This window comes from Vibrio sp. S234-5, assembly GCF_000960595.1.
Classification (GTDB): Bacteria; Pseudomonadota; Gammaproteobacteria; order Enterobacterales; family Vibrionaceae; genus Vibrio.
In genome coordinates, this window is the sequence record NZ_JZAM01000203.1 from 36,064 (window position 1) to 61,671 (window position 25,608).

Here is a 25,608-nt window from a genome sequence, read left to right on the forward strand (position 1 = left end):
CCTGTCTTGTCTCGGAACAGATGTGCTAATATACCCGTTCATTTTATGTAGCTATGAAGCTTATGCTGGAAGTATCAAATCTAACTGCTATTCGCGATGAGCGCGTTCTTTTCGAGAACTTGACATTTTCTATCCAACCCGGAGAGCTGGTACAGATCGAGGGGCGTAACGGCACTGGCAAAACGACTTTACTGCGCATTGTCACGGGGCTGGGTGATAAAGAAGAGGGGGAGATTCTTTGGAAAGGGGAGCGAATTGACAAAAGCAGAGATGAGTTTCATCAAGATCTCTTATTCCTCGGGCACCAGACCGGAGTAAAAAGAGAACTGACCGCGTTTGAAAATCTCAGTTTTTATCAATCTGTTCATCAAGAATCTTCTTCTCGGGATGTGATATTTCAAGCATTGGCCAAAGTCGGGCTTGCAGGGCGAGAAGATGTGCCTGTCGCCCAACTGTCTGCCGGTCAACAAAGAAGAGTTGCACTGGCACGTTTATGGCTGAGTAAACAAATTCTTTGGATTTTGGATGAACCACTCACCGCGATAGATAAGCAAGGGGTGAAAGTTCTTGAGGCGCTGTTTGCTCAGCACGCTGAGAATGGTGGCATTGTGATTCTGACCACACATCAGGACATGTTTGCTGATAGCCCGAAACTCAGAAAAATTAAGTTGGGTGACTAATATGATCTCGGCCATGACGACCATTATCCGCCGTGAATTGCTGATAGCGTTTCGACGTCAAGCTGACGTGTTAAATCCACTGTGGTTTTTCATCATCGTGATTACCTTATTTCCATTGAGCATTGGTCCAGAGCCCAACCTATTAGCACGAATTGCGGCAGGCATTGTGTGGGTCGCTGCACTGCTCTCTGCTTTGTTATCGCTTGAGCGATTATTTCGTGACGATTTTCAAGATGGCTCGCTTGAGCAAATGATGCTGATGCCGATCCCATTGCAACTTGTGGTGATCTCTAAGGTCATATCTCATTGGGTATTGACAGGCTTGCCGCTGATTTTGATTAGCCCAGTATTGGCGATTATTTTATCGCTCGATTTTAATACCTGGTTAGCGGTGGTGTTGACACTGCTTGTTGGCACTCCGACGCTAAGTTTCATTGGTGCGATTGGCGTCGGGTTAACCGTAGGGTTACAAAAAGGTGGTGTGCTACTGAGCTTATTGATCCTACCGCTGTACATCCCTATTTTGATTTTTGCTACCTCGGCGATTGATGCTGCGGCATTAGGAATGGGTTATAGCGGCCAACTGGCCATTCTGGGTGCGATGCTGGTGGGGGCAACAACCTTAACTCCATTTGCAATAAGCGCGGCTCTGAGAGTCAGCGTTAACTAGGTGTGTCAAATCACCTTTGCAACAAGATTACACTAATAAAAATAACGATCGCACAGCGAGTGTGTCACACGCTGTTTGTGTCCTGTGAAGTAGAGTGAGAAATAGACATGTGGAAATGGCTCCATCCCTATGCAAAGCCGGAGGCAGTTTACCAACTCAGTGGTAAATTGTTGCCTTGGTTTTCTGTGCTGGCCTTAATTTTGTTGCTCGTTGGCAGCATTTGGGGGTTGGCGTTTGCCCCATCAGATTACCAACAGGGCGATAGTTTCCGTATCATTTATATCCATGTCCCATCGGCCATTTGGTCTATGGGGGTGTACATGTCGATGGCGATAGCCGCGTTTATTGGCATCGTATGGCAATTACGTCTCGCGGATATGGCAGCGCTGGCGATGGCTCCGATTGGCGCTGTGTATACCTTTATTGCTTTAGTGACGGGGGCAGTTTGGGGTAAACCCATGTGGGGAACGTGGTGGGTTTGGGATGCACGCCTAACTTCAGAGTTGATCCTGCTGTTTCTCTACCTGGGCGTAATTGCCCTTTATCACGCTTTTGATGATCAAAAAAACGCCGCGAAAGCAGCAGGTATATTGGCGATTGTTGGCGTAATTAACCTACCGATTATCCATTTTTCAGTCGAGTGGTGGAACACGCTTCATCAAGGCGCCACGATTACTAAATTTGCAAAACCGTCCATATCAGCTTCAATGCTTTGGCCGTTACTTCTGAACATTTTTGGTTTTGCGTTCTTCTTTGGTGCGGTCGCTATGGTGCGTTTTCGCAATGAAATTTTAAGTAAAGAGAGTCATCGCCCTTGGGTGAAAGAGCTCGCTTTGGCTAAAACTCAGTGAGGTATTGAGTCATGTATTTTGAATCTCTGAGTGATTTTTTTGCTATGGGTGGCTACGCAGCATATGTGTGGGGCTCATTTGCTATTACTTTTTTGGCCATGTTGGCTTTATACGTAAGCAGCGCTCGTCGCACACGTGCTTTGCTCGACGAAGTGAAAGCAAAAATTGATAGACAGGCTCGTATTGATGCCGCCAAGAATATGGAGAATACCCTATGAATCCAAGACGTAAAAAGAGACTGAGTATTATCTTAGCCATCTTTGTCGGCATTGGGGCGACCATTGGTTTGATGTTGTACGCGCTGAGCCAGAATATGGACCTGTTTTACACGCCAACTGAGCTCGTTCAAGGCAAAGATGATGGTACTAAACCCGAAGTGGGGCAGCGGCTTCGAATTGGCGGAATGGTGGTGAAGGGATCGGTTCGTCGCGATCCTGAATCACTGAAAGTGAGCTTCGAACTTGCCGATGTAGGACCCAAAGTGACCATTGAGTACGAGGGCATACTCCCTGATCTGTTCCGCGAGGGGCAGGGCATTGTGGCTCAAGGCGTGCTCAAAAATGCGACCACAGTAGAAGCTTTCGAAGTACTGGCAAAACACGATGAAGAGTACATGCCGCCAGAAATTGCCGAAGCGATGGAAAAAAATCATGCACCGTTGCAGTACACCAATGAGCAAAAACAGGGGAGTGGTCAATGATTGCTGAAATTGGGCATTTTGCCCTGATCCTCTCTCTGTCAATGGCCGTTTTATTGAGCGCATTGCCATTGTGGGGGGCTTCCAACAACAACACCATGCTGATGAACAGCGCTCGTCCTCTTTCTTGGGCGATGTTCTTGATGTTGCTCTTCTCCTTCGCGGCGCTTGCGTACGGCTTTTATGCCAACGATTTCACCTTGCAATACGTCGCGAGTAACTCAAACAGCCAGTTACCTTGGTATTATCGTCTCACAGCGGTTTGGGGAGCTCACGAGGGCTCTTTACTGCTGTGGGTCTTGATCCAAGCCGCATGGACCGTTGCCGTCGCCACTTTTAGCCGTGGTATGCCGCAAGAATCAGTCGCGCGAGTACTTGCCGTCATGGGCATGATCTCTGTTGGCTTTTTGCTGTTCATCATCGTCACATCGAACCCATTCTTACGTACTTTGCCTTTCTTCCCGGTTGATGGCCGCGATCTTAACCCGCTGCTGCAAGACCCAGGTCTTATCGTCCATCCGCCAATGCTCTACATGGGTTACGTCGGCTTTTCGGTTGCCTTCTCGTTTGCGATTGCCTCATTGATGACTGGTCGATTGGACACCGCCTGGGCGCGTTGGTCTCGTCCGTGGACAACCGCGGCTTGGGTATTTTTGACGTTGGGCATCGCTCTAGGTTCTTGGTGGGCATATTACGAGCTTGGCTGGGGCGGCTGGTGGTTCTGGGATCCAGTAGAAAACGCGTCGTTCATGCCTTGGTTGGCGGGCACCGCACTCATGCACTCGTTAGCGGTCACTGAAAAACGCGGCACTTTTAAAGCTTGGACGGTACTACTCGCGATTTCGGCGTTTTCGCTCAGCCTGCTCGGTACCTTCTTGGTCCGTTCGGGTGTTCTGGTCTCGGTGCATGCTTTTGCCTCTGATCCCGCTCGTGGTATGTTTATTCTTGGTTTCTTGGTGTTTGTCATCGGCGGCTCACTGTTACTGTTTGCCGTTAAAGGCGCATCAGTGCGAGTTCGCGGCAACTTTGAGCTCATTTCACGAGAAAATGCCTTGCTTGCGAATAACGTCATGCTCATCGCCGCTCTCGTGGTGGTGCTGGTTGGCACCTTGCTGCCGCTAGTGCATAAACAGTTGGGTTTGGGTTCGGTCTCGATTGGCGCGCCATTCTTCAATATGCTTTTCGCATGGTTGATGATGCCGTTTGCTTTCCTGCTGGGGATTGGCCCACTGATTCGTTGGAAGCGTGACCAGCTCTCGTCTTTGTACAAACCGATGCTGATCTCAGCGGTGATTTCACTGGGTCTCGGCGCATTGTGTGTCTATTTACTCGCGGACTTCTTTGATGCCATGGCGTACATTGGTTGGGTGATGGCCATTTGGATCATCACAATGCACGCTTTTGAACTGTATCAACGCGCGACTCATCGCCACTCATTCGTTGAAGGCGTAGGTAAACTGCAACGCAGTCACTGGGCAATGATGTTGGGCCACGTCGGTTTGGCGGTAACGGTGATCGGTATTGCTATGGTACAAAATTTCAGCATTGAGCGAGATGTGCGCTTGGCACCGGGTGAGCATTTTCAAATCCAAGGCTACGACTTTTACTTCTCAGGCCTAAGAGATAAAGACGGCCCGAACTACGACGGCTATATCGCCGATTTTGAAGTTAGCCACAACGGTAATTACATCAATACCTTGCATGCGGAAAAACGCTTCTACCGCACAGCGAAATCCATGATGACTGAGGCGGCGATCGACCGTGGTATTACGCGCGATTTATACATTGCAATGGGTGAGCGTTTGGAAGATAACCGCTCATGGGCAGTGCGTATCTACTACAAACCTTTTGTTCGTTGGATCTGGGCTGGCTCTATCATCATGTCACTCGGCGGTATTTTGGCGATTTCTGACAGGCGCTACCGTTTTCGCAAGAAAAAAGGAGCCAAAGAGCCAATGAAAAACCAAGAGCAGGAGGCGTAAATGAATAAGAAAGTGCTCTTTATTCCGCTGGCGATTTTTCTGATTCTCGCGGCGACGTTTGCCACCCAGTTGGTAAGGAACCAGCACGGTGATGATCCAACCAAATTGGAGTCGGTACTTATCGGTAAACCAGTACCTCAGTTCCGTTTGGAAGATTTGGTTGAGCCGGGCAAGCTTTATGATCAAGCGATCTTTAAAGGTGAGCCGTTACTGCTTAATGTTTGGGCTACTTGGTGTCCAACCTGCTACGCAGAGCACCAGTATCTCAATCAACTCGCCTCGCAAGGGGTAAAAATCATCGGTATGAACTACAAAGATGATCGCAATAAAGCGGTGGGATGGCTGAACGATCTCGGCAATCCTTATCTCATCAGCTTGTTTGATGGCAACGGCATGTTGGGCTTGGATCTCGGCGTGTATGGCGCTCCTGAAACCTTTGTCATTGACGCCGAAGGGGTGATTCGTTATCGCCATGTTGGGGATGTCAATCCGCGCAACTGGGCCGAAACCCTTGAACCGCTTTACCAGCAGTTAGTTCAGGAGGCGAAGCAATGAAAAAGTGGATTTGGGCGTTATTCACCGCCATGACTTTCTCTTTGTCTGCTTATGCCGCGATTGAAGTGTACGAGTTCGATAATTTGCAGCAAGAACAGCAATTTAAAGAGCTTGGTAACACCTTGCGCTGCCCGAAATGTCAAAACAACACTATCGCTGATTCGAACGCCGCTTTAGCGCAAGATTTGCGCCATAAAGTGTATGAGATGACCAAAGAAGGTAAATCCAAGCAAGAAATCATCGATTATATGGTGGCGCGCTATGGCAATTTTGTGACTTACAATCCGCCGCTCACTGCCGCGACGTCCATCCTCTGGCTTGGACCGCTGGCGGTCTTGCTCATCGGATTTTCTCTGATTATCTTGCGCAGCCGAAAGCGCAAAGCAGTCAGTGCTAGCGAGCAAGAAAAATGGGACGCAGAGAAAGAAGCGCGTTTAAAAGCATTACTTCAGGATGAAAACAACGGAGACAAGCAGTAATGACACTATTTTGGTTATCCACCGTTGCCCTGAGTGTATTAGCGTGCGTGATGATCGCTTTGCCGCTCATCAAGCGCAAAGAGAACAATGACGACATCTTGCGTGACGAACTGAACAAGGCGCTCTACAAAGACCGTTTATCTGAGCTGCAAGAAGAAACGTCAGAAGGTTTGGTGGTCGATCAACAAGAATTGATCGCCGATCTTAAGCAGTCACTTCTCGACGATATTCCATCGCAGACGGATAAAATGCAGTCGCGCATTTCCTCCACGGCGGTAATTGTCCCTTCTGTACTGCTTACGATTGTGCTCAGTTACGGCTTGTACATCAAATTTGGCGCATACCAAGAGGTGGATGCGTGGCATCAAGTCAGTGCCAACTTGCCGGAATTATCGAAAAAGCTGATGTCTTCCACTGCAGAGCCACTCAGCGATGAAGAGATGCAAGACCTGACTCTGGCACTACGTACCCGTTTGCACTACCAGCCACAAGATTCCACAGGCTGGTTGTTGTTGGGGCGTATTGCGTTGGCTAACCGCGATATTGGCACTGCGATTGATGCCATGCGAAAAGCGTACGATATCCAACCTAACGACGCAGACGTCAAGCTGGGTTATGCACAAGCGCTAATGTTGTCACAAGATGAAATGGATCAAGCCAATGCACGGTCTATTTTAGGTGAGCTGGTCCAGCAAGATTATGTTGATTTGCGAGTCTTCTCTTTGCTGGCGTTTGATGCTTTTGAGCGTCAAGATTTTTCCGCAGCAGTGAAGTACTGGAGCATCATGCAACAGATGATTGGCCCTGAAGACAGCCGCTATGAGATGCTCTCTCGCAGTATTGAAAGTGCCAAACAGCGTTTGGGAGAAGGAGCACCAGCCGCCTCCGGTGTTGCTGTTACCATTGAACTTGCGCCAAATGTACAAGCGGATCCCAATGCGGTGCTGATTGTCTCAGTGCATCGCGCTGATGGTTCACCGATGCCCGTCGCAGCGGCACGTTATCCACTCGGTTCATTTCCGCGGACAGTGATGTTGGATGATAGTAACAGCATGATGCAAGGGCAAAATTTGTCGAGCTTAAGCGAAGTGATGGTCAGAGCCCGACTGGATTCGGATGGCAATGTCACCACTCGCGATCATGATTGGTATGGTGAAAGTGAGGCGGTTGCAATCAATCAGCCTGTTACAGTAACGATTAATAAACAATATTAATCTCGTTTACTATTGCGTAGAATCTATGGGCCAGCGATTGCTGGCCTTTATATTGATTCGTTGTCACGATGGAAATGATCATGTTAAACCAAGGGAAATCTTTGCTGGTTTTGCTGGCACTGCTGATGGGACTCGCTGGCTGTTCATCCGTGCCAGAGAGTGCAGGAGAAACGTCTGAAACCACTTCGGACCAAACAAGCTACGATGGCGATCCGTTTGAATCGTTCAACCGCTCGATGTGGACACTGAACTACGAATACCTCGATCCCTACTTAGTGAGACCCGTTTCATTAGCGTATGTAGAATACACGCCGACCCCCGTTCGCTCTGGCATTGCCAACTTTTTTTCCAACTTGGATGAGCCATCCAGTGTGGTGAATAACCTTTTAATGGGCAATGGCGAGAAAGCGGTCAATCACTTTAACCGTTTTTGGATAAACTCGACCTTTGGCCTGCTTGGCTTAATCGACATTGCTTCAGCCGCGGGGATCAATAAAAACGACAATAAGTCTTTTAGTGATGCAGCAGGGCACTATGGTGTTGGCAACGGTCCTTATTTAATGCTCCCAGGCTATGGCCCTTATACCGTGCGAGAAGTGACTGATACGGTGGATGGCCTATATGTGCCATTAGTTTATCTCAACTTTTGGGCGAGTTTAGGCAAATGGGCTTTCGAAGGGATGGAAACACGCGCGCTGCTCGTTTCTCAAGAAGCGCAGTTGGATACGTCGCCCGATCCGTATGCTCTGACGCGAGAAGTCTACTTACAACGCCAAGCGTTTAAAGCGGAAGTGACGGTCGATGAGATTGATGAGCAAGAAGAAGATCTGCTCGATGAATATCTCGCTGAAGATTACTAAACGAAAAAGGGCCTTGCTTATACCAAGGCCCTTTTTTATCTTGCTCAGCTCAATGAACGGAGCTGCTTAGAAGCGGTAACTTGCCTGAACGCCAACTAGCCAAACATTACCAGAAACTTCACCCTCGAAAGCGCCGCCGACTAGCTGTGCCTTGTCGTCAGATTCATAGCCGCGCGATTCCTTTATCTTGGCATCTTTGGCGAAGATATAAGTAAAGCCAGCGTCTAGGGTTAAGTCGTCGGTGAGCAGATAGCTTGCACCGATGCTCAGCCAAGTACGGTCCGTTTCTGGGATGGTGATGGTGCGGTTTTTATCACTCACCGCAGAGGTGTCGTAAGCCACACCCGTACGTAGTGCAAGCTTGGTGTCCCACTGGTAAGTCGCACCTAGCGCGAAGCGATAGTTGTCTTCCCAGTTTTCGATTTTGACAGTACTTGAAGAGCCATCAACTAAATCGGCTTGCAGTTTCTCAAATGAACTCCAATCGGTCCAGTTGATGCTGGTATGAACCGCTAGTTTTTCATCAAGCTGATGAAAACTGGCGAGTTCTGCGGTCGCGGGAAGAGATAAGTTCATGCTTCCTTTCATGTAAAAGTCACGGGTATCACCCGGAATTTTATTGAAACCAAAGCCTTCTGCATGGCCAGTTAATTTAAGTTTTACTTCTGACTTATAAGCAAAACCTATCCGGTGATCTTTATTCACTTGCCAAGCTGAGCCTAGCTGCCATCCCCACTCAGTATCATCACCTTCCATATATTTTATGGTTTTGCCTTGAGGCTGCTGCAGGATATTCACTGCGGGTGTCTTAGCGCCAAAGCTACCTTCGCCAACGATGTAGCGAACGCCTCCGCCTACGCTGATTTTTTCATTTAGACGCAAGGCAAGATTTAAGTTTGCCTCTTTGGTGATCACACTTGCCTCATTCCCAAAGTGAGATGCAGAGAAGTTGTTCCCCAAATCGGTTTCCATGCCATAGTTGGTACCCAATGCAAAACCTAGAGAAACAAGGTCATTAAATTGGTGTGATAGATATACATTAGGAATGATCGCATCGTGTGCAAAGTCATCTGATTGCGATTCAGTAGTGTAGATGACATTTCCAGTCTGAGGATTTGATAGAGTCGTGGAGCCTTTTACATCAATATTCGGATTCACATAAATCGCACCGACAGAGATCTGAGTACCTTTGAGGTAAGTCAACATAGCAGGATTGCGCCACTGTGCGCCTGCGTTGTCAGCCATCGCAGCTTCGCCAGCATACGCACGTCCTAAGCCAGTTGCCGAGTACTCGGCCAATTGGAAGCCAGCAGCGTGAGCTTGATGGATTGAAGTTAGCAGGCTAAAAGCGACCGCCGTGGAGAGGAGAGTCTTGTTGGTTTTCATTATTGTTCGCTGAATTTGTGAATAGGTAGGCAAGAATTTTAAAGATAGAGTAATTGCTTTAGAAATGAGATTCTGCAATGTTGGGGTATTTGGAGTTTTTATCTATAGAATTGGTATTATTAGATTAATAAACTGTTTAATATTGTAGTGTCTTTTAATTTCAGCGAACACTCGTGCTATAAAATCGCTGTTGCAGCACACAGTTGTGCACTCAAAGTGGCGTGTTTTTCGTGGCGAAAAAAAAGAAAAGAGCTGGAAAACCAGCTCTTTATTGATCATGACAAAGCGATACTTTGCTTAGAAAGTACGGCTGTACTGTAAGCCAAAAAGAATGGCGTTTGCGCGGGTAGTAGCAGAAATACTAGACAGCTCTAATGGTCCCATCTCGGTACTTTCATTCACGTGAACGTCCTTACCAACTAAATAAGTCAGACCAATGTCAACATTTGATTTGTCGTCTATCTGATAGGTTGCACCTGCGGAAAACCACTGACGATCTGAGTCTGGTACTGATACAGATGTGGTTTTATCCTGTGCACTGGTGTCATACATGTAGCCACCACGTAGCGTCCAGTCGTTATTTAAATAGTAAGTGCCACCTAAAGAGTAGTGCCATCCATCCTGCCAGTTGTATTCATTTAACGTGGTCTTAGTTCCATTGATAGTTGCATCTAGCTTATCGAATGCTTTCCAACCAATGTACTGAACACTATAGTGAACAGCGAATTTAGTTTCTTTGATTCTATGATAACCAGAAAATTCAGCAATATCCGGTAGTGGCATGTGAAGCTTACCATTGCTATCGGAGTTTGTTAGGTACTGTACGTCGCCTTTAGCTTCAATTTCTGGACTGTGGCGATAAGAAAGGCCAAAGCGGTTGTTTTTGTCTAGTTCAAAAACAGTGCCCACGTTGAAACCAACACCAAAACCGTCAGCTTCAGCATCCACTAAAGACGTTCCTTTTGGTGCTCCAACATAACATTGACCAGGACCTATTACAGTACCGCCAATAGCACTACATTGCGGGTCGCTAAATGGCAAGATAGTGTTGGTTCCTGAACCTGCTTTACGTTGTAGCTTTCCGCTTCCGTAGATGAGGTCAAGACCTAAACCAAAACTCCATTGCTCATTTAAACGATATGAGCCTGCAACGCCAAGGTTTACACTTTTAACATCAGTTAAGCCGCCGTATTCAGACCAAGAAAGATCGTTAGAAAAGTCAGTCTTTGTACCAAAGTTTGAATAAGCATTAACACCCCAAGCAAACTTTTCGTTTACTGGCACGATAAGATGGATATTTGGTGCAATCGATGTACCACCTGCATCACTATAAGATTCCGCAGACGAACCGTCATATTGAACATTTTTTGCAGTTATATCGGTGGTAATTGTTTCAAAACCAAGCGATAGCGCTTTTTCATCAAACAGCGCCATCGCAGCAGGGTTACGTGCCATAACAGCAGCATTATCGGCGATAACCGCATCACCCGCAAAAGCACGCCCGATACCTGTTGCCGATTGGGCATTAAGTTGGAAACCTGCTGCCAAGGTTTGGCCTGAAGCAAGGGCGACTGTCACTGCGAGGAGAGACTTTTTAAACAGACGCGTGTTGTTAGTCATTGTATTTTCCTTTGAATAAGCGCCTCTAATGGGCGTTGTGTTTGAGCTTTTGCTCAGTTCGCTGAGATCCTATTCCTAAGCATAGCGAATACAAATCCGACCATTGGCTAAAAAGGAGCGAAAATTAAATAAATGTAGCCTATCTGACAGGATTTAGGGGGTAAGTGGCAGTAAATAGAGTTATGACTCTATTTGTCAATAATCAGAGTGAATGGTATGTCTGCTTGATATAAAAAAGCCGCCTCTTCGACTAAGTTGGCGGCTTTTTTCATCACAAAGCTCGACTAAGGCATGGGTTTAATCATCGGTGCCAGTTTGTTTGCCAGTTGAGCGACATCTTCCCCTTGTTCCCCCACCAAAATCAAACTGCTGTTGCCGACCGCTTTTACTATGGCGGACAGACCGGACTGGGAAAAATCGCCAGTCGTTTCTGGCGGGATATTGGTAAGAAAGAGCGTCACCTTACCCTGTTTTCCCTGAAATACCATATGCAGAGCATTGGATTGGCCAAAGCCGCAATGGTTCAGGTAGTAAACATGGTATGGAAAGCGTTGATCAAACTGATACTCAAAAGGAGACAATTTGGCGTTAATTTGCTCCGAAGAGACTTGCTCATCTAATTGGTTTACAAAAGCACTCTCCGCAATCACATGCTGTACGGCGGTTTCGGCAAGGCTCGCTTGTGCTGGAGAGACAAGCAAGTTACCCCAGTTGAGTTGGCCAAATAGCAAGCCTGCAGTAAAGGCGAAGGAAGCGGCCATCGCCATCGCTTTTTTTCCAAACGCAGGGCGAGCGATATTCTCTCGCCCAGCGATAGAGGATTGAGAGAACAAAATTTTATCCACCAGATCGTCAGGCACGCTGACATTCATGGCTTGCTTAATCTGGCTATCAAGATCAAGGACATCGTCTAAGAACTTGTTGTGACTTTCATTGCCCGCCAGTGTTTGTAGCATCTCTTCATCAAGCTGTTTAGGATCCGACAAAATACGGCGACGGAATTCTAAATCATCCATTTATTTGCCCCCTTTGAGTCTTGTCCGAATCTAACAGATCTTTGAGCTGATTTCGGGCACGGAACAGACGTGTCATGACCGTGTTGGTGTTTAATTCCAAGATCTCGCTGATCTCGTCGCCACTAAATCCACCAACGACTTGGAGAAAGAGAGGCTCACGATATTCAACGTCCAGTTTCATAATTTGTGCTTGTAGCCATGCGTTTTGGTGATGGGCATCGTCGTTGACACGAGCTTCGCCACTGTAATCTTCGATGTCTACTAACTCAAACTGTTTGCGTTCGAAGCGGCGAGCGTTTTCCCTTCTCAAAATAGTGATTAACCAGGATTTCGCTGCCTTTTCATCCAGTAGGCTATCTAGAGATTTCCACGCGCGCAGACAGGTTTCTTGTACTAAGTCTTCAGCGATTGTTTGATCTTTGCACAACCAATACGCGTAACGGTATAAATCTCGGTGATAAGCTCGAACTAGAGCTTCATATTTTCTTTGTTTGTCCATGTCAGGATTGACCGGATCATCTGACTTTTTCTTTCCGAAAAAATGAAAAATTGCCACAAGAGCCTCCATTCTTGCTCGGAGTGGGATAAGCGCATTGATACAAAAATGAGTCTTATCAATTTTATAAACTCAGCAAGTGTGCCGAAGTGTAACGCAATTACTGACCTTTTGGGTACTAAAGGCATAGCGGGTTTGAAAGGTTTATTCAAACAAACAAGCTGTTGCATGATTTGCTAGAAAAATACATTTAGATGATGAAGATCAGAGAAAGCCGATAATCGTGTTTGCTAATGCGCCTAAAAGCGTGAAAATCGAGATAAAATTGATCTAATTCAAATTTCATTGCGGCAAACTGGTTATAGTAAACCCTGTCATCTAGTTAATCCTCTGGGTTAACGTGTTGAGCAAGATGACACTTCCTTTTGAAGGCTGACTTTACTTTCTCCTAATCAGGAAACTGATTATTTCAATTGGCGTAAGTTAATTGTTTTATACCAATTCCAACCACACAAATCTGTGTGGTTTTTTTTTGCCTGCAGCTAACCTACCTTCCTTTTGTTTATGCTAACGTAATGAAATTTAGTCATTTCTTGGAAATGATACTGGCAATAGATCTACAAACCTCACGTTTATTTAAACGCATGTTTGATAAATTTAACAAACTGATTACAATGCATCAGGTCAGACCTCTTGTTTTTAAGGAGAAATAATGGGCAAGCAGGAAGTGAAAACACGCCAAGGCGAGCGTATTGCTATCGTCGCAGGGTTAAGAACCCCGTTCGCTCGTCAAAGCACAGAGTTTAGTCAGGTCCCGGCTGTTGATCTGGGCAAAATGGTGGTAAGCGAAATGCTTGCTCGCACCGACATCGATGCAAAATTGATTGAACAAGTGGTGTTTGGTCAAGTGGTGCAGATGCCAGAAGCGCCAAACATCGCGCGCGAGATCGTGTTAGGCACGGGCATGCACGTACATACCGATGCTTACAGTGTGACACGTGCGTGTGCCACCAGCTTTCAAGCCGCTGTGAACGTGGCGGAAAGCATTATGGCTGGCAGTATTGATATAGGTATTGCAGGTGGGGCTGATTCATCCTCCGTGTTGCCAATTGGTGTGTCGAAAAAGCTCGCGGCCAATTTGCTCGCCTTAAGCAAAACCAAAACGCTGGGGCAAAAGTTGAGTATTCTCAAAACGCTCAGCCTGAAAGATTTGATGCCTGTACCGCCAGCAGTCGCCGAGTACTCGACTGGCCTATCTATGGGACAAACTGCGGAGCAAATGGCGAAGACTCACGGCATTTCGCGCGCAGAGCAAGATGCGCTGGCACATCGCTCCCACACACTCGCGGCAAAAGCGTGGAAAGACGGCAAAATTCAGGGTGAGGTGATGGCCGCATTTCCAGAGCCTTACAAGAAGTGGATTGCTGAAGACAACAACATCCGCCACGACTCCACATTAGAAGGTTACGCGAAGCTGCGTCCGGCCTTTGATCGTCAATATGGCAGCGTCACCGCGGCCAACAGTACACCGTTGACCGATGGTGCAGCCGCAGTGCTACTGATGCGTGAAGGTAAAGCCAAAGAACTGGGGATGGAAATCCTCGGGTATCTGCGTGGTTATGCTTTCTCTGCTATCGGCGTGGAAACCGATATGTTGATGGGGCCAACGTACGCCACCGCTAAAGTGCTCGCTAACACGGGGCTGGAACTGTCGGATCTCACGTTGATTGACATGCATGAGGCGTTTGCCGCGCAAGCGCTGGCCAACGTGAAGATGTTTGCTTCAGATAAGTTTGCTCAAGAAAACCTCGGCCGTAGCAAAGCGATTGGCGAGATCGATATGGACAAATTCAACGTCCTCGGTGGCTCGATTGCTTACGGACACCCATTTGCGGCAACGGGGGCACGCATGATGACGCAAACCCTGCGCGAGTTAAAACGTCGCGGTGGTGGTTTGGCCCTTAATACCGCTTGTGCGGCCGGTGGCTTAGGTGCAGCGATGATTCTGGAGGTTGAATAATGAGCGAGCAAAAAGCGTTTAGTCTAAAGATTGATGAACAGAACATCGCGTGGTTAGCGATTGATGTTCCTAATGAAAAAATGAACACCCTGCAAGCAGCGTTTGCCGATGAGATGACGGAAATTTTCGCTCAGCTCAAAGACAGCAGTGGGGTGAAAGGGCTGATTGTTCATTCGCTCAAGCCAGATAACTTTGTTGCTGGCGCCGATGTTCGTATGTTGGAAGCGTGTAAAAGTGCAGCGGAGGCCGAGTCTTTAGCCAGTCAAGGGCAAACCTTGTTCCAGCAGCTATCCGATCTTCCTTATCCTGTGGTGGCCGCGATTCATGGCCCATGTTTGGGCGGTGGACTCGAGTTGGCGCTAGCTTGTGATTATCGCGTTTGTACCGACGCTGATGCGACTCGTCTTGGTCTACCAGAAGTGCAGCTTGGTTTGTTGCCAGGTTCGGGGGGTACGCAGCGTTTGCCGCGCCTGATTGGCCTTTTGCCTTCACTGGATCTCATTTTGACGGGCAAGCAGCTGCGTGCGCAAAAAGCGAAAAAACTGGGTGTTGTTGATGCGTGTGTGCCGGCCACCATTTTGCTTGAGGTGGCGAAACAGTTCATCGACAAAGGTAAGCGCAGCGTGAAGCAGAAAGTGACCACCAAAGAGAAGATTCTCTCTGGTAGCCGCCTTGGACGTAAGTTTGTTTTTGAACAAGCAGCGAAAAAGACCAACGAGAAAACACGCGGCAACTATCCGGCAACGGTCGCTATTTTGGACGTGATCCAACACGGCCTAGAAAAAGGCATGAAGCAAGGGTTGGAGCTTGAAGCGAAACGCTTTGGCGAGCTGGTGATGAGCCCTGAGTCAAAAGCACTGCGTTCTATTTTCTTCGCAACGACGGAGATGAAAAAAGAGCACGGCAGCGACGCGAAACCAAGCAAAGTTGCCGCGGTCGGCGTGCTTGGCGGCGGTTTGATGGGGGCAGGCATTAGCCATGTCAGTGTGGCGAAAGCGAAAGTTCCTGTGCGTATCAAAGATGTCAGCAACGACGGTGTGTTGAATGCACTGAAGTACAACTACAAGTTGTTCGACAAACAGCGCAAACGTCGCATTCTCTCAAAAGCTCAGTTGCAAGCGAAAATGCTGCAACTTAGTGGCGGCACTGATTTCACCAGTTTCAATCATCTTGATGTAGTGATCGAAGCCGTTTTTGAAGATCTGGCTCTGAAGCAACAAATGGTGGCGGACATTGAAGCGAATGCGAAAGCGGAGACGATTTTTGCAACCAATACCTCTTCTTTGCCAATCCATAAAATCGCCGAAAAAGCGGCACGCCCAGAAAATATCGTCGGCTTGCACTATTTCAGTCCGGTAGAAAAAATGCCGCTGGTGGAAGTGATCCCGCACGAAACCACGTCACAAGAGACGATTGCCACCGTGGTTGCTTTAGCGAAAAAGCAAGGCAAAACCCCAATTGTGGTAAAAGACAAAGCAGGGTTCTACGTTAACCGGATTTTGGCGCCTTACATGAATGAGGCAGCACACATCCTGCTGGCCAATGAACCGATTGACAAAGTCGATAGCGCGCTGCTCGATTTCGGTTTCCCTGTCGGTCCTATTACTTTGTTGGATGAAGTGGGCGTGGATATCGGCGCGAAGATCATGCCAATTTTGCTCAATGAGCTCGGTGAGCGTTTCCGTGGCCCGGATGTCTTTGATACGCTGCTCAATGATGGTCGCAAAGGGCGTAAAAGTGGCAAAGGCTTCTACACCTACAAAGGGAAGAAAAAGGAAGTTGATAAGTCGGTTTACAAACTGCTGAAACTCAAACCAGAATCGAAATTGAGTGATAATGACATTGCGCTGCGCTGTGTGTTGCCGATGCTCAATGAAGCGGTGCGCTGTCTTGATGATGGCATTATTCGTTCACCACGCGACGGTGATATCGGTGCGATTTTTGGTATCGGTTTCCCTCCATTCCTCGGTGGTCCTTTCCGCTATATGGATCAGTTTGGTTTGAAAGAGCTGGTTGAGAAGATGAATCAGTTTGCGGAAAAATATGGTGACCGTTTCGCGCCTTGCGACGGCTTGTTGACGCGTGCCGGGGAAAGGCGTCGTTTTTACGACAACTAAATCGGGCGTATTTAAGGTAAAAAGAAGGCTGACCTCGGTCAGCCTTCTTCATTTTAAGTGATTTTACCTCTAGGCAGTTTAAGCGGTAGACGCTCTCACTAGCCAAGCCCACAATCTTTTGGCCGAAGCTGAAACTCTTCAATCGAACCTATCTCTTGGCCCAAGTGGATTTTCGGCTCGTCGGCATGAGCTATTCCTTGCGTGTGCATCACTAAACGATTGGCTGTACGTGGTTTTAATTCATTGACTACAAAGCGGATCATGTCGGCGCGAGTCAGCACTTTCAGCTCTTCCAGCACCTTCTCCCTTTGATTAAAGTCGGTGTCTTTGTTGCCAATCGCGACCCAAAAGCGTTGTGCACGGTTGCGCAAGGTGTTGTCTGGTGTCGAAATTTGATTCCAAAGGCCCCGCTTGCTGCTGTGCCATTGGTACTCGTTCAGCTCAAGCAGCACCATGTAAAATGCGTTGAGAAACTCATCAATCGAGCGCACCAACTCGGCTGGCGCAGCGTTTGGTGACTGGACGTAGAGCACAATTCCGGGATGTTTATTTAGCGGCATGTTCCCTGTGCCGACCATGTAACCCAGTTGCTGTTTGGTGCGAATTTCGTGGAAGAACGCCGCTGACATCAAATGGTTGGCCAGTGAATAGAGTGCAATGCTGCGTGGTGAAGTATCTTCGCACTGATGATAGATAACCACAGCAGAATCTTGCTGATTGCAGGGCACTTCACGCTGGAAACTGCCGTTTGAGCCCAGCATCACCAAAGGACGCAAGGACTCTTCGTATCGCTGTTCTTTAACGCGCAGGGCATTTTTCAATGTCGTGGCCATATCATGGGCCTGCTGGCGTTGCCAATCCCCATAAACAAACATCTCAACATAGAGCTCTGCGAGAATTGCATCGACAAAACTCGCCAGTTCATCGACCTCGATCTCCTCCAACGCTTCAACCAGTGCGGCATAAGGTGGATTGTTCGGCTGCAAGATGCCAGTCATCGCATTAAACAACTGCGAAATGGGCCTATCTTGGGCAGAATTACGCCAGCTACGCAGCAACTGTTTTTTGATATTGCTAAAACGCATTGGGTTAAAATTGCGTTCTGCAAAGCGAATTAGGATCATCTCCAGCAATTGTGGCAGTTTTTCGGAGAAACCGGACAGAGTAAGCGTAACGCCACCTTGGTGGGCATACATGTTGTAACCCATTCCCGCGATTTCTGCCTGATAAGTTTCTTTAGCTAGCGAGTCAAGAAACATCTCCACGCACAAACGTGTTTTGACGATATTGCGCGCAGACGAAACCGATTGAGGACTGTCAATCGCCACATACACCACCCCTTTCGGCACAAGGAATTCGCTGTCTTGCAAATGCCATAGACGAAAGCCGTCTAGATCTTCGATCAGTTCCGGTAGCGTTCCATCTACTTCTAACGGGCGAGGATCTAAGTTGTAACAGATGAATGGGTTGGGTTCAGGTAGGGCGAAGCACCACTCTGGCTCGATCTCGGTAAACCGCTGTTTTTGCTCAGAGCTAAAGGGAGTCACCGAGTAAGGCGTGTGGTACCAAGACGCGTACTTCTGCGCCTCAAAGCCTTTGCTAATCAGAGTAATACGCAGGTTATCGACGGTGAAATATTGCAATAAAGAGCGTTGCAACGCCTCATCGTAACCGGCCATTTTATAGTCGCCATAAATGGTATCCTGCGGCAGATAATGCTGCATGTTGATCACCAGATGGCTGACCATATCCAGCGGGCGAGAGGGTTCTTGAAAGCGGAAGGCCGATTCTAACACCGCTTGCTTCTCTTTATAGCGCCACTCTTGTAAGCCTTCAAGCTTAATCATTGAAATATATTGGAAAACAGCTTGTACGATATCTTCGTAGTGCTGCATCCCTTCTTTAGTCAGCGTGCAACTGATGGTGAAGTCGCGATAGTTGCTGCCACTGGCACCACCGCCCGCTGACAGCGACGTGATCCAGTTTCTGTTTTTCAGTTGCAGCATTAGGCTGCTTTCGCCCTCGTAGCCCAATAAGTGCGCGAAGTAGGAAAGCGGTTTAATGGAGTAGTACTGATCCATACCGGGCAGAGGAAAGGTGAGCACCAGTTTACGGATCTCTTTGATGGGTTCGACCCGTACGGTAATCGCAGTGCTGTTTTCGTCGCTGATGGGTTCATCAATCGATTTTCCGTGCAGATGTCGATTAACAATCGCACAGAACATCTCTTCCACCCAAGCTTGTTGCTCGTCCAAACTTTGAGGACCGTAGAGCGTCAGTGTCATTAGGTCGGCCGAATAGGTGGACTGATAGAAATCCACAATCTCTTGGCGGATTGAGACGCCATCGCGATCGCCCAGTGTTTGCAGATTGCCAACCGAAAACTTGGCGAACGGATGTCGTGGGTTGACCACCTCTTTGCTTACTTGGTAGAGGCGGCGCGAATCGTCGTTTAGCTTCAGACGATACTCAGATTCAACCGCTTGGCGCTCTTTGTCCAAGGACTCCTCATTAAACAGCGGTGCGATAAAAAATTGGCTGAAACGATCGAGCGATTTTTCGAAAGCAGACGGGCTGACATCAAAGAAAAAACAGGTGTGTTCTGTGCCCGTCCAGGCGTTATTGCTCCCACCATGTTGAGTGATATAATTCTGAAATTCCCCGACCTTGGGATACTTTTGAGTACCGAGAAACAGCATATGTTCCAAGTAGTGCGCAAGGCCCTCGCGTTCAAGTGGATCATCAAAATGGCCCACATTGACCGCCAGCGCAGCCGCCGATTTTTGGGCATCTTCGGAGTGGATCAGCAAAACTCGCAACTGATTTTCGAGAGTCAAGTAGCGGTAGTGATGAGTATCATTTGGGCTTAGATGCACGGTGCGTCTCCGAAATGGTCATTATGGTAAGTATGAACCTCAAACAAGTGGGTGCAAATTCTGCATGACATTTTGGATGCTAAATATCGATGCCGATAACGCTTTGCATTAATGTTTTTAATAGATTGTTAAGAAAGTCGGAGTCTTTGGCAAGCTAATTGATATAATTAATAGGCTGATTATCGAGTCTACCGACCTAAGAATTCGCCGTTGCGACGAAAAAGTTGATTAAGCAATATTAAAAAGCGGATCGAAATATGCAGTATTCTTGCCGAGTTTCCTTATTGAGTGATGAGCCTAATATGGGCATTGTCATCAAGGTTACTGGGCGATAACTCTTATCCTGTATTCAGTCCAAGGATATTACATGAAAGTATTTATTATGCGTCATGGTGAAGCGGAACATTTCGCGGAAAGTGATGCGCAGCGTGCATTGACCAGTCGTGGCCGTTTGGAGTCGGATGTGGTTGCTATGGCATGCGCTGAGCAAGGTTTCACCCACTTCGACAAAGTGTTGGTTAGTCCTTACTTACGTGCTCAGCAAACTTGGCAAGCGATTAGCCACCATTTTGACGCCAAAACCGTACAAACCTGTGAGGACATCACGCCATACGGTCACTCTGATCAGGTGTTTGATTACTTGTGTGCGTTGATTGAAGTCGAAAAACCGCAGCATGTTCTGTTGGTTTCGCATCTGCCTTTGGTGGGGTATTTGACTGCAGAGTTTGTTAAAGATATGCCAGCGCCAATGTTCCCGACCTCTGGCATGGTGTGTATCGATTTCGAACCGAAAACTGCTCGTGGCGAGATCTGTTTTAACTTCAAAGCGTAAACTCATCAGCAGGCGAAAGCCTGCTGTAAGCGCTGCACTGATTGGTGATTATTTTTCAGGAATCGAGAGCAGTACCAGCAATGCGCCATCACCGCCAAATTCCAAAGGCGCTTGGTGAAACGCCAGCACATCCGGATGCTGCGCAAGCCAAAGAGGGGTTTTCTGTTTAAGGATGTGTTTACCAATGCCGTGTTGCACACACGCACAGTGCACTTCGTTTTTCACACAGTAAGCGATCATCGCCCCCAGTTCGCGCTTGGCCTCTTGTTGGGTCATGCCATGCATATCCAAAAAGACATCGGGGACGTACACGCCGCGCCTTAGCCGTTTTACCTCGTAAGTCGAGACGCCATCGCGAGCATAACGCGTTGGTCCCTCTTCGCTGAGAAGTGGGACAAACTCGTCAGAAAAATAGAATTCGGCGTCGCTGGCTTCTCGGCTAACACGCTTGATTTCTTTTTGTTTAGTGTTTCTGTTTGGTTGCTGGATTATGGTATCCTGGCGCAACTTTTTTACGCCCTGTACTGCTTCCCGGAATATCGAGAGATCGTCATCAAGGTCGTTGTCTTTGTTACTCATGGGGTTAACACTGAATTCGTACATCATTGGCAGTATTGTAGCGCTTTTCGGAGGCAATTTTGGATAAGATTTTTGTAGAAGAAGCGGTTTCTGAGCTTCATACCCTTCAAGATATGATTCGTTGGACAGTCAGCCGCTTCAATGCAGCCAACCTGTTTTATGGCCACGGCACAGACAATGCGTGGGATGAAGCCGTTCAGCTGATTCTACCAACCCTTTATTTACCGATTGATGTGCCTCCGCATGTGCTTAACTCACGCCTAACCAGCAGTGAGCGCTTGCGTATTGTTGAACGCGTTATCAAACGCATTAACGAACGCACACCGACGGCTTATCTCACCAACAAAGCGTGGTTTTGTGGCTTAGAGTTTTTTGTTGATGAGCGCGTTTTGGTGCCTCGTTCGCCAATCGGCGAGCTTATTCAAGCGCAATTCCAGCCTTGGTTGATTGAAGAACCTACGCGCATTATGGACCTTTGCACGGGCAGCGGCTGCATTGCAATTGCTTGCGCCCACGCGTTCCCAGATGCCGAAGTGGATGCTATCGATATCTCCGTTGACGCACTTGCAGTCGCCGAGCAGAACATCCAAGACCACGGCATGGAGCAGCAAGTGTTCCCAATCCGTTCGGATCTGTTCCGTGATCTGCCAAAAGAGAAATACGACCTGATCGTGACCAACCCACCGTATGTCGATCAAGAAGACATGAACAGCCTACCGCGTGAATTCACGCACGAACCGGAATTGGGATTAGCGGCAGGAACGGACGGCCTGAAACTGGCACGCCGTATTTTAGCCAATGCGCCAGATTATCTCACCGAGCAAGGTATTCTGATTTGTGAAGTGGGCAACTCCATGGTGCACATGATGGAACAGTACCAACACATCCCATTTACGTGGATTGAGTTTGAAAATGGTGGCCACGGTGTCTTTATGCTGACCCGTGATCAGTTGGTTGAGCACGCGGAAGATTTCCGTCTGTACAAAGACTGATCCCACATCATGCCATCAGACTGTTTGCGCCAGCTTTTAAAGCTGGCGTTTTTATTGCGACAAAATGGCAAAATTGATCTCTTTTAGGGGTTTACTTCAAATCGCAATAGCGCCACTATGAATTCACGAAGAATTGGAATGTATAGCCTGGTTTACAGCGCTAGCAAAATTTGAGGAAGTAATGGCAGGAAACAGTATCGGACAACATTTCCGAGTGACCACGTTCGGAGAAAGTCACGGTATCGCACTGGGATGTATCGTTGACGGATGTCCCCCAGGATTAGAAATTACCGAAGCAGATATCCAAATTGATTTGGATCGTCGTCGTCCTGGCACATCACGCTATACCACCCAACGACGTGAACCGGACGAAGTGAAAATTCTCTCTGGTGTGTTTGAAGGCAAAACGACGGGCACTTCCATTGGTCTTCTGATTGAGAACACCGATCAGCGTTCGAAAGATTACTCAGACATTCAGGACAAGTTTCGTCCTGGGCATGCGGATTATACCTACCATCAAAAATACGGCATTCGTGACTATCGCGGCGGTGGCCGTTCGTCTGCGCGTGAAACTGCAATGCGAGTCGCGGCGGGCGCGATCGCTAAAAAGTACCTTAAACAGGAGTTTGGCGTAGAGATTCGTGCTTATCTGTCGCAAATGGGTGATATCGAGATCGAGAAAGTGGATTGGAACGAAATCGAAAACAACCCATTTTTCTGCCCTGATGCCGATAAAGTAGAAGCTTATGACCAGTTGATCCGCGACTTGAAAAAAGAGGGCGACTCGATTGGCGCCAAGATTCAAGTGGTAGCAACCAATGTCCCTGTTGGTTTAGGTGAACCGGTGTTTGATCGCCTTGATGCCGACATTGCCCACGCGTTGATGAGCATTAACGCGGTGAAGGGGGTTGAAATTGGCGATGGTTTTGCCGTGGTGAGCCAAAAAGGTAGCCAACATCGCGATACGCTGTCGCCACAAGGCTTTGGCAGCAACCATGCGGGTGGCATTCTTGGCGGCATTTCGACTGGGCAAGCGATTGTGGCGAATATTGCACTCAAACCGACCTCAAGCATTACCGTGCCGGGAGATACCATCAACGTGCAGGGTGAGCCGACCCAGTTGATCACCAAAGGTCGTCATGACCCTTGCGTGGGAATACGCGCTGTGCCAATCGCCGAAGCCATGTTGGCGATAGTGGTGATGGATCATCTGCTGCGTCATCGAGGGCAAAATCACGGTGTCAGCACGCAAACGCCAACAATATAAGCAAATAATATAAGCAAAAATTAAAGGGCGGCTATATCAGCTGCCCTTGATACATTCTAGTGCTAGAAATCTAATGCACAGAAGATTCGGCATCCAGCTGAAACGAGGGCAGACGCCATTTAAAACGCACTGCCGCCATGCGCAGCAGATAGCCAGTAATCAAGGTAATTATGGTTGCGGTGACATCGGGGATGTTGAACTCCAGTAACAGCAGATAGAGGCCAGAAGCGATTAAAGCGACAGAAGCATAGAGCTCTTCATGCAGCACCAACGGTGTTTGACGACAGATCAAATCGCGCAGTAGACCACCAAAAACGCCAGTGACTAACGCCGAGACCATACAAATTCCGGGGTGCAGGCCCATCCCCATGGCGACTTTAGTGCCGATGATGCTAAAAACAATCAGCCCAAGTGCGTCTAAGCGAATAAATAGCCCTTTGAGTTTGATGACCCATTTAGCCAGCCCGGTGGTTAAGATCCCCGCCACGCAAGTAATGGCAAGAAATTCCGGGTTCTTTACCCAGCCGAGCGGGTAGTGGCCGAGCAGAATGTCCCGCACTGTGCCCCCACCAATTGCTGTTGCACTCGCAACCAACATCACCCCAAACCAATCCATTTTTCTGCGTCCGGCGCTCAGGGCACCTGTCATCGCTTCTGCCGTGATGCCGATGACATATAAAACACTCAATAACATGGTGGAACACTCGTAAAACCCGTGGCATTTTGTTTATACAACGGGGGGAATATAAAAATAAGGCGAGAGTGTAGAGGGAAAGACTGCCAGTGACGAATGAGAAATTGTAAGGGAAAGCGACGCTTCAAATAAGCACAACTAATAACGCCAACGGTTTACCTGCTGAGGAAAAAAAGCGACAATGCCGCGCTTATAAACGGGGGAATGAGAGCAGAGTATGACTCACAACTATCAAGATCTGATTGAGATTTTTAACCAGACTTTTTTTGCTGACTACAATACCAAGCTGGATCTGGGCGGCGATGAGCCAATCTATATACCCGCTGATAGCCAAACTCCCTACCACCGCATCATTTTCGCCCGTGGCTTTTATGCTTCTGCTTTGCATGAGATTGCGCATTGGTGTGTCGCCGGGCCAGAGCGCCGTTTGTTGGAAGATTTCGGCTACTGGTATGAACCAGACGGGCGGACCGCCGAAGTGCAGGCGGCGTTTGAGCAAGTGGAAGTGCGCCCGCAAGCCTACGAGTGGATTCTGGCGCTCAGTGCTGGCTTCCCTTTTAATGTCAGTTGTGACAATCTACACGGCGATTTCGAGCCAGACAGGCTTGGTTTTATGCACAAGGTGCACGCGCAGGTGATGGACATTTTGCAAGCAGGATTGCCTGTACGCGTTAAGATGCTCTCTGACGCTCTACGCGCGTTTTATGCCATCAAGCCGCTGGAAGCGACCGATTTTATCGTTAAATAACCCAAGAGATTGCCATGATTATTGAATTTGAAGAAAAGCTACTGGAACTGATTGATGCGCGTATTGAAACCGCGTCAGACGACGAACTGTTTGCTGGTGGTTATCTCCGTGGTCACATCTCCCTTTCAGCGGCTTCTTGCGAAGATGAGGGTATTGACGACCTTGCTGAACTAAAAAAGCGCATTCAGCAGAGTTTGGATGACGCACGCAGCGAATTAACGCCAGCGGATCGCGTGATCGTGAGTGACTTGTGGCAAGCGCTGCAAGCGAACATCTAGCGCTCGACTTTTATTCAAATTATTCGAACCTTTCCGTAAAATTTTTGTGGTTGTAGCCAGATTGTTCCACTTATATGATGATTCACACATAACGGGAACAAGGATTACAACCATGAAAATTGTCGCTTTTGCCGCTTCAACCAGCTCGACCTCGATCAACAAACAACTGGCCACCTACGCCGCGAAGCAAGTGGAAGGTGCAGAGGTTACTGTGCTCGATATCAACAGTTACAACGTGCCTATGTTTAGCGAAGACAAAGAGAAAGAGATCGGCCAAGCCGAAGGAGCACAGGCTTTTCTTCGCGATTTGTCGCAAGCAGACGCCATCGTTGTCTCGTATGCAGAGCACAATGGTTACTACCCTGCGGCTTACAAGAATTTGTTCGACTGGGCGACGCGTATCGATCGTTCAGTATTTCAGAACAAGCCTGTCGTCTATTTGGCGACTTCGCCCGGTGCGGGCGGTGCGCAAAGCGTACTGGCTGCAGCCATCGGTTCGGCGCCGTATTTTGGTGCGCAGGTTAAAGCCTCGCTTTCCGTGCCCAATTTTTACGACAACTTTGATGTCAGCACCGGCGAGTTCAAAAGCGCGGAGTGGGCAGATAAAGTCAAGCAAGCGGTACAAGCGCTGCGCTGATCGCCTAGAAAGCTCATAGCCTAGAGAAAATGCCTCATGAGAAACGAGGCATTCTTTGTATT

25 protein-coding genes are annotated in these 25,608 nt (G+C 48.1%); 18 read left to right on the top strand and 7 right to left on the bottom strand.

The features are described from left to right. Positions 1 to 62 precede the first annotated feature (62 nt). The 10 genes from ccmA (at position 63) to UF06_RS11070 (ending at position 7,988) form a co-directional block, all read left to right on the top strand. On the top strand, positions 63 to 680 hold the full coding sequence (gene ccmA, locus UF06_RS11025; RefSeq protein WP_045570508.1) for a cytochrome c biogenesis heme-transporting ATPase CcmA: 618 nt from the start codon (positions 63 to 65) through the stop codon (positions 678 to 680). A 1-nt stretch (position 681) separates the two neighbouring features. Next, on the top strand, positions 682 to 1,350 hold the full coding sequence (gene ccmB, locus UF06_RS11030) for a heme exporter protein CcmB (protein ID WP_039430139.1): 669 nt from the start codon (positions 682 to 684) through the stop codon (positions 1,348 to 1,350). A gap of 107 nt (positions 1,351 to 1,457) precedes the next feature. Continuing rightward, a complete protein-coding gene (locus UF06_RS11035) occupies positions 1,458 to 2,201 on the top strand; it encodes a heme ABC transporter permease (RefSeq protein ID WP_045570509.1) in 744 nt (247 codons plus the stop codon). An 11-nt stretch (positions 2,202 to 2,212) separates the two neighbouring features. Continuing rightward, positions 2,213 to 2,419 carry a heme exporter protein CcmD gene (gene ccmD / locus UF06_RS11040; protein ID WP_045570510.1) on the top strand — a complete coding sequence of 69 codons (207 nt, stop codon included), beginning with the start codon at positions 2,213 to 2,215 and terminating at the stop codon, positions 2,417 to 2,419. Continuing rightward, positions 2,416 to 2,901, top strand: a complete 486-nt coding sequence (ccmE, locus tag UF06_RS11045; RefSeq protein WP_045570511.1) for a cytochrome c maturation protein CcmE — start codon at positions 2,416 to 2,418, stop codon at positions 2,899 to 2,901. Before ccmD ends, ccmE begins: the two co-directional genes overlap by 4 nt. Then, positions 2,898 to 4,880 carry a heme lyase CcmF/NrfE family subunit gene (locus tag UF06_RS11050; protein ID WP_045570512.1) on the top strand — a complete coding sequence of 661 codons (1,983 nt, stop codon included), beginning with the start codon at positions 2,898 to 2,900 and terminating at the stop codon, positions 4,878 to 4,880. Before ccmE ends, UF06_RS11050 begins: the two co-directional genes overlap by 4 nt. Beyond that, positions 4,881 to 5,435 (top strand): DsbE family thiol:disulfide interchange protein, encoded by a 555-nt coding sequence (locus UF06_RS11055; RefSeq protein WP_045570513.1) that lies wholly within the window; start codon positions 4,881 to 4,883, stop codon positions 5,433 to 5,435. After that, the gene (locus UF06_RS11060) at positions 5,432 to 5,914 is read left to right on the top strand and encodes a cytochrome c-type biogenesis protein (RefSeq protein ID WP_045570514.1); all 483 of its coding nucleotides are present in this window, start codon (positions 5,432 to 5,434) and stop codon (positions 5,912 to 5,914) included. The genes UF06_RS11055 and UF06_RS11060 overlap by 4 nt, the downstream gene beginning before the upstream one ends. Further along, the gene (gene ccmI, locus UF06_RS11065) at positions 5,914 to 7,128 is read left to right on the top strand and encodes a c-type cytochrome biogenesis protein CcmI (protein ID WP_045570515.1); all 1,215 of its coding nucleotides are present in this window, start codon (positions 5,914 to 5,916) and stop codon (positions 7,126 to 7,128) included. Before UF06_RS11060 ends, ccmI begins: the two co-directional genes overlap by 1 nt. 68 nt (positions 7,129 to 7,196) lie before the next feature. Further along, positions 7,197 to 7,988 carry an MlaA family lipoprotein gene (locus UF06_RS11070; protein WP_045570516.1) on the top strand — a complete coding sequence of 264 codons (792 nt, stop codon included), beginning with the start codon at positions 7,197 to 7,199 and terminating at the stop codon, positions 7,986 to 7,988. Between the two features lie 66 nt (positions 7,989 to 8,054). Here the strand turns inward: UF06_RS11070 and UF06_RS11075 are convergent, their stop codons facing one another. From UF06_RS11075 to UF06_RS11090, 4 genes are all read right to left on the bottom strand, one after another. After that, entirely contained in the window at positions 8,055 to 9,374 is a 1,320-nt protein-coding gene (locus tag UF06_RS11075) for an outer membrane protein transport protein (protein ID WP_045570517.1), read from the bottom strand. A gap of 297 nt (positions 9,375 to 9,671) precedes the next feature. Beyond that, the gene (locus UF06_RS11080; protein WP_045570518.1) at positions 9,672 to 10,994 is read right to left on the bottom strand and encodes an outer membrane protein transport protein; all 1,323 of its coding nucleotides are present in this window, start codon (positions 10,992 to 10,994) and stop codon (positions 9,672 to 9,674) included. 284 nt (positions 10,995 to 11,278) lie between these two features. Continuing rightward, positions 11,279 to 12,010, bottom strand: a complete 732-nt coding sequence (locus UF06_RS11085) for a DUF3379 family protein (RefSeq protein ID WP_045570519.1) — start codon at positions 12,008 to 12,010, stop codon at positions 11,279 to 11,281. After that, positions 12,003 to 12,578, bottom strand: coding sequence for a sigma-70 family RNA polymerase sigma factor (locus UF06_RS11090; RefSeq protein WP_082069678.1), 576 nt, complete (start codon positions 12,576 to 12,578; stop codon positions 12,003 to 12,005). Before UF06_RS11090 ends, UF06_RS11085 begins: the two co-directional genes overlap by 8 nt. A gap of 640 nt (positions 12,579 to 13,218) precedes the next feature. On the opposite strand from UF06_RS11090, the gene fadI reads away from it, so the two are divergent. Beyond that, complete coding sequence (gene fadI, locus UF06_RS11095) at positions 13,219 to 14,526, top strand: acetyl-CoA C-acyltransferase FadI (protein ID WP_045570521.1); 1,308 nt, start codon at positions 13,219 to 13,221, stop codon at positions 14,524 to 14,526. Further along, complete coding sequence (fadJ, locus tag UF06_RS11100) at positions 14,526 to 16,643, top strand: fatty acid oxidation complex subunit alpha FadJ (RefSeq protein WP_045570522.1); 2,118 nt, start codon at positions 14,526 to 14,528, stop codon at positions 16,641 to 16,643. Before fadI ends, fadJ begins: the two co-directional genes overlap by 1 nt. A 98-nt stretch (positions 16,644 to 16,741) precedes the next feature. Here the strand turns inward: fadJ and UF06_RS11105 are convergent, their stop codons facing one another. Continuing rightward, the gene (locus UF06_RS11105; protein ID WP_045570523.1) at positions 16,742 to 19,519 is read right to left on the bottom strand and encodes an insulinase family protein; all 2,778 of its coding nucleotides are present in this window, start codon (positions 19,517 to 19,519) and stop codon (positions 16,742 to 16,744) included. 367 nt (positions 19,520 to 19,886) lie between these two features. Between UF06_RS11105 and sixA the strand changes: the two genes are divergently transcribed. Beyond that, positions 19,887 to 20,351: a phosphohistidine phosphatase SixA gene (gene sixA, locus UF06_RS11110; protein WP_045570524.1), complete on the top strand. Its 465-nt coding sequence runs from the start codon at positions 19,887 to 19,889 to the stop codon at positions 20,349 to 20,351. 48 nt (positions 20,352 to 20,399) lie between these two features. Here sixA and smrB read toward each other — a convergent pair whose 3' ends face one another. Continuing rightward, positions 20,400 to 20,930 carry an endonuclease SmrB gene (gene smrB, locus UF06_RS11115; protein WP_045570525.1) on the bottom strand — a complete coding sequence of 177 codons (531 nt, stop codon included), beginning with the start codon at positions 20,928 to 20,930 and terminating at the stop codon, positions 20,400 to 20,402. A 59-nt stretch (positions 20,931 to 20,989) separates the two neighbouring features. Here smrB and prmB point away from each other — a divergent pair, with 59 nt between their 5' ends. After that, positions 20,990 to 21,922: a 50S ribosomal protein L3 N(5)-glutamine methyltransferase gene (gene prmB, locus UF06_RS11120; RefSeq protein WP_045570526.1), complete on the top strand. Its 933-nt coding sequence runs from the start codon at positions 20,990 to 20,992 to the stop codon at positions 21,920 to 21,922. Between the two features lie 181 nt (positions 21,923 to 22,103). Then, positions 22,104 to 23,189, top strand: coding sequence for a chorismate synthase (gene aroC, locus UF06_RS11125; protein WP_045570527.1), 1,086 nt, complete (start codon positions 22,104 to 22,106; stop codon positions 23,187 to 23,189). A gap of 70 nt (positions 23,190 to 23,259) precedes the next feature. Here the strand turns inward: aroC and UF06_RS11130 are convergent, their stop codons facing one another. Beyond that, positions 23,260 to 23,883 carry a trimeric intracellular cation channel family protein gene (locus UF06_RS11130; protein WP_045570528.1) on the bottom strand — a complete coding sequence of 208 codons (624 nt, stop codon included), beginning with the start codon at positions 23,881 to 23,883 and terminating at the stop codon, positions 23,260 to 23,262. Positions 23,884 to 24,100: 217 nt separating this feature from the next. Between UF06_RS11130 and UF06_RS11135 the strand changes: the two genes are divergently transcribed. The 3 genes from UF06_RS11135 (at position 24,101) to UF06_RS11145 (ending at position 25,546) form a co-directional block, all read left to right on the top strand. After that, positions 24,101 to 24,631 (top strand): elongation factor P hydroxylase, encoded by a 531-nt coding sequence (locus UF06_RS11135; RefSeq protein WP_045570529.1) that lies wholly within the window; start codon positions 24,101 to 24,103, stop codon positions 24,629 to 24,631. A 14-nt stretch (positions 24,632 to 24,645) separates the two neighbouring features. Beyond that, the gene (locus UF06_RS11140; RefSeq protein ID WP_045570530.1) at positions 24,646 to 24,909 is read left to right on the top strand and encodes a YfcL family protein; all 264 of its coding nucleotides are present in this window, start codon (positions 24,646 to 24,648) and stop codon (positions 24,907 to 24,909) included. 112 nt (positions 24,910 to 25,021) lie between these two features. Further along, positions 25,022 to 25,546 carry an NAD(P)H-dependent oxidoreductase gene (locus tag UF06_RS11145; RefSeq protein WP_045570531.1) on the top strand — a complete coding sequence of 175 codons (525 nt, stop codon included), beginning with the start codon at positions 25,022 to 25,024 and terminating at the stop codon, positions 25,544 to 25,546. Positions 25,547 to 25,608: the final 62 nt, after the last annotated feature.

Excerpts from the sequence above, each read along its gene's own strand:
- UF06_RS11080 (WP_045570518.1), bottom strand. The coding sequence starts at position 10,994 with ATGACTAACAACACGCGTCTGTTTAAAAAGTCTCTCCTCGCAGTGACA.
- ccmA (WP_045570508.1), top strand. The coding sequence starts at position 63 with ATGCTGGAAGTATCAAATCTAACTGCTATTCGCGATGAGCGCGTTCTT.
- UF06_RS11090 (WP_082069678.1), bottom strand. The coding sequence starts at position 12,578 with ATGGAGGCTCTTGTGGCAATTTTTCATTTTTTCGGAAAGAAAAAGTCA.
- ccmB (WP_039430139.1), top strand. The coding sequence starts at position 682 with ATGATCTCGGCCATGACGACCATTATCCGCCGTGAATTGCTGATAGCG.
- ccmD (WP_045570510.1), top strand. The coding sequence starts at position 2,213 with ATGTATTTTGAATCTCTGAGTGATTTTTTTGCTATGGGTGGCTACGCA.
- ccmI (WP_045570515.1), top strand. The coding sequence starts at position 5,914 with ATGACACTATTTTGGTTATCCACCGTTGCCCTGAGTGTATTAGCGTGC.
- UF06_RS11050 (WP_045570512.1), top strand. The coding sequence starts at position 2,898 with ATGATTGCTGAAATTGGGCATTTTGCCCTGATCCTCTCTCTGTCAATG.
- fadJ (WP_045570522.1), top strand. The coding sequence starts at position 14,526 with ATGAGCGAGCAAAAAGCGTTTAGTCTAAAGATTGATGAACAGAACATC.
- UF06_RS11060 (WP_045570514.1), top strand. The coding sequence starts at position 5,432 with ATGAAAAAGTGGATTTGGGCGTTATTCACCGCCATGACTTTCTCTTTG.
- smrB (WP_045570525.1), bottom strand. The coding sequence starts at position 20,930 with ATGAGTAACAAAGACAACGACCTTGATGACGATCTCTCGATATTCCGG.
- UF06_RS11085 (WP_045570519.1), bottom strand. The coding sequence starts at position 12,010 with ATGGATGATTTAGAATTCCGTCGCCGTATTTTGTCGGATCCTAAACAG.
- UF06_RS11035 (WP_045570509.1), top strand. The coding sequence starts at position 1,458 with ATGTGGAAATGGCTCCATCCCTATGCAAAGCCGGAGGCAGTTTACCAA.
- fadI (WP_045570521.1), top strand. The coding sequence starts at position 13,219 with ATGGGCAAGCAGGAAGTGAAAACACGCCAAGGCGAGCGTATTGCTATC.
- aroC (WP_045570527.1), top strand. The coding sequence starts at position 22,104 with ATGGCAGGAAACAGTATCGGACAACATTTCCGAGTGACCACGTTCGGA.
- UF06_RS11135 (WP_045570529.1), top strand. The coding sequence starts at position 24,101 with ATGACTCACAACTATCAAGATCTGATTGAGATTTTTAACCAGACTTTT.
- UF06_RS11075 (WP_045570517.1), bottom strand. The coding sequence starts at position 9,374 with ATGAAAACCAACAAGACTCTCCTCTCCACGGCGGTCGCTTTTAGCCTG.
- UF06_RS11140 (WP_045570530.1), top strand. The coding sequence starts at position 24,646 with ATGATTATTGAATTTGAAGAAAAGCTACTGGAACTGATTGATGCGCGT.
- UF06_RS11130 (WP_045570528.1), bottom strand. The coding sequence starts at position 23,883 with ATGTTATTGAGTGTTTTATATGTCATCGGCATCACGGCAGAAGCGATG.
- UF06_RS11145 (WP_045570531.1), top strand. The coding sequence starts at position 25,022 with ATGAAAATTGTCGCTTTTGCCGCTTCAACCAGCTCGACCTCGATCAAC.
- sixA (WP_045570524.1), top strand. The coding sequence starts at position 19,887 with ATGAAAGTATTTATTATGCGTCATGGTGAAGCGGAACATTTCGCGGAA.
- ccmE (WP_045570511.1), top strand. The coding sequence starts at position 2,416 with ATGAATCCAAGACGTAAAAAGAGACTGAGTATTATCTTAGCCATCTTT.
- UF06_RS11070 (WP_045570516.1), top strand. The coding sequence starts at position 7,197 with ATGGAAATGATCATGTTAAACCAAGGGAAATCTTTGCTGGTTTTGCTG.
- UF06_RS11055 (WP_045570513.1), top strand. The coding sequence starts at position 4,881 with ATGAATAAGAAAGTGCTCTTTATTCCGCTGGCGATTTTTCTGATTCTC.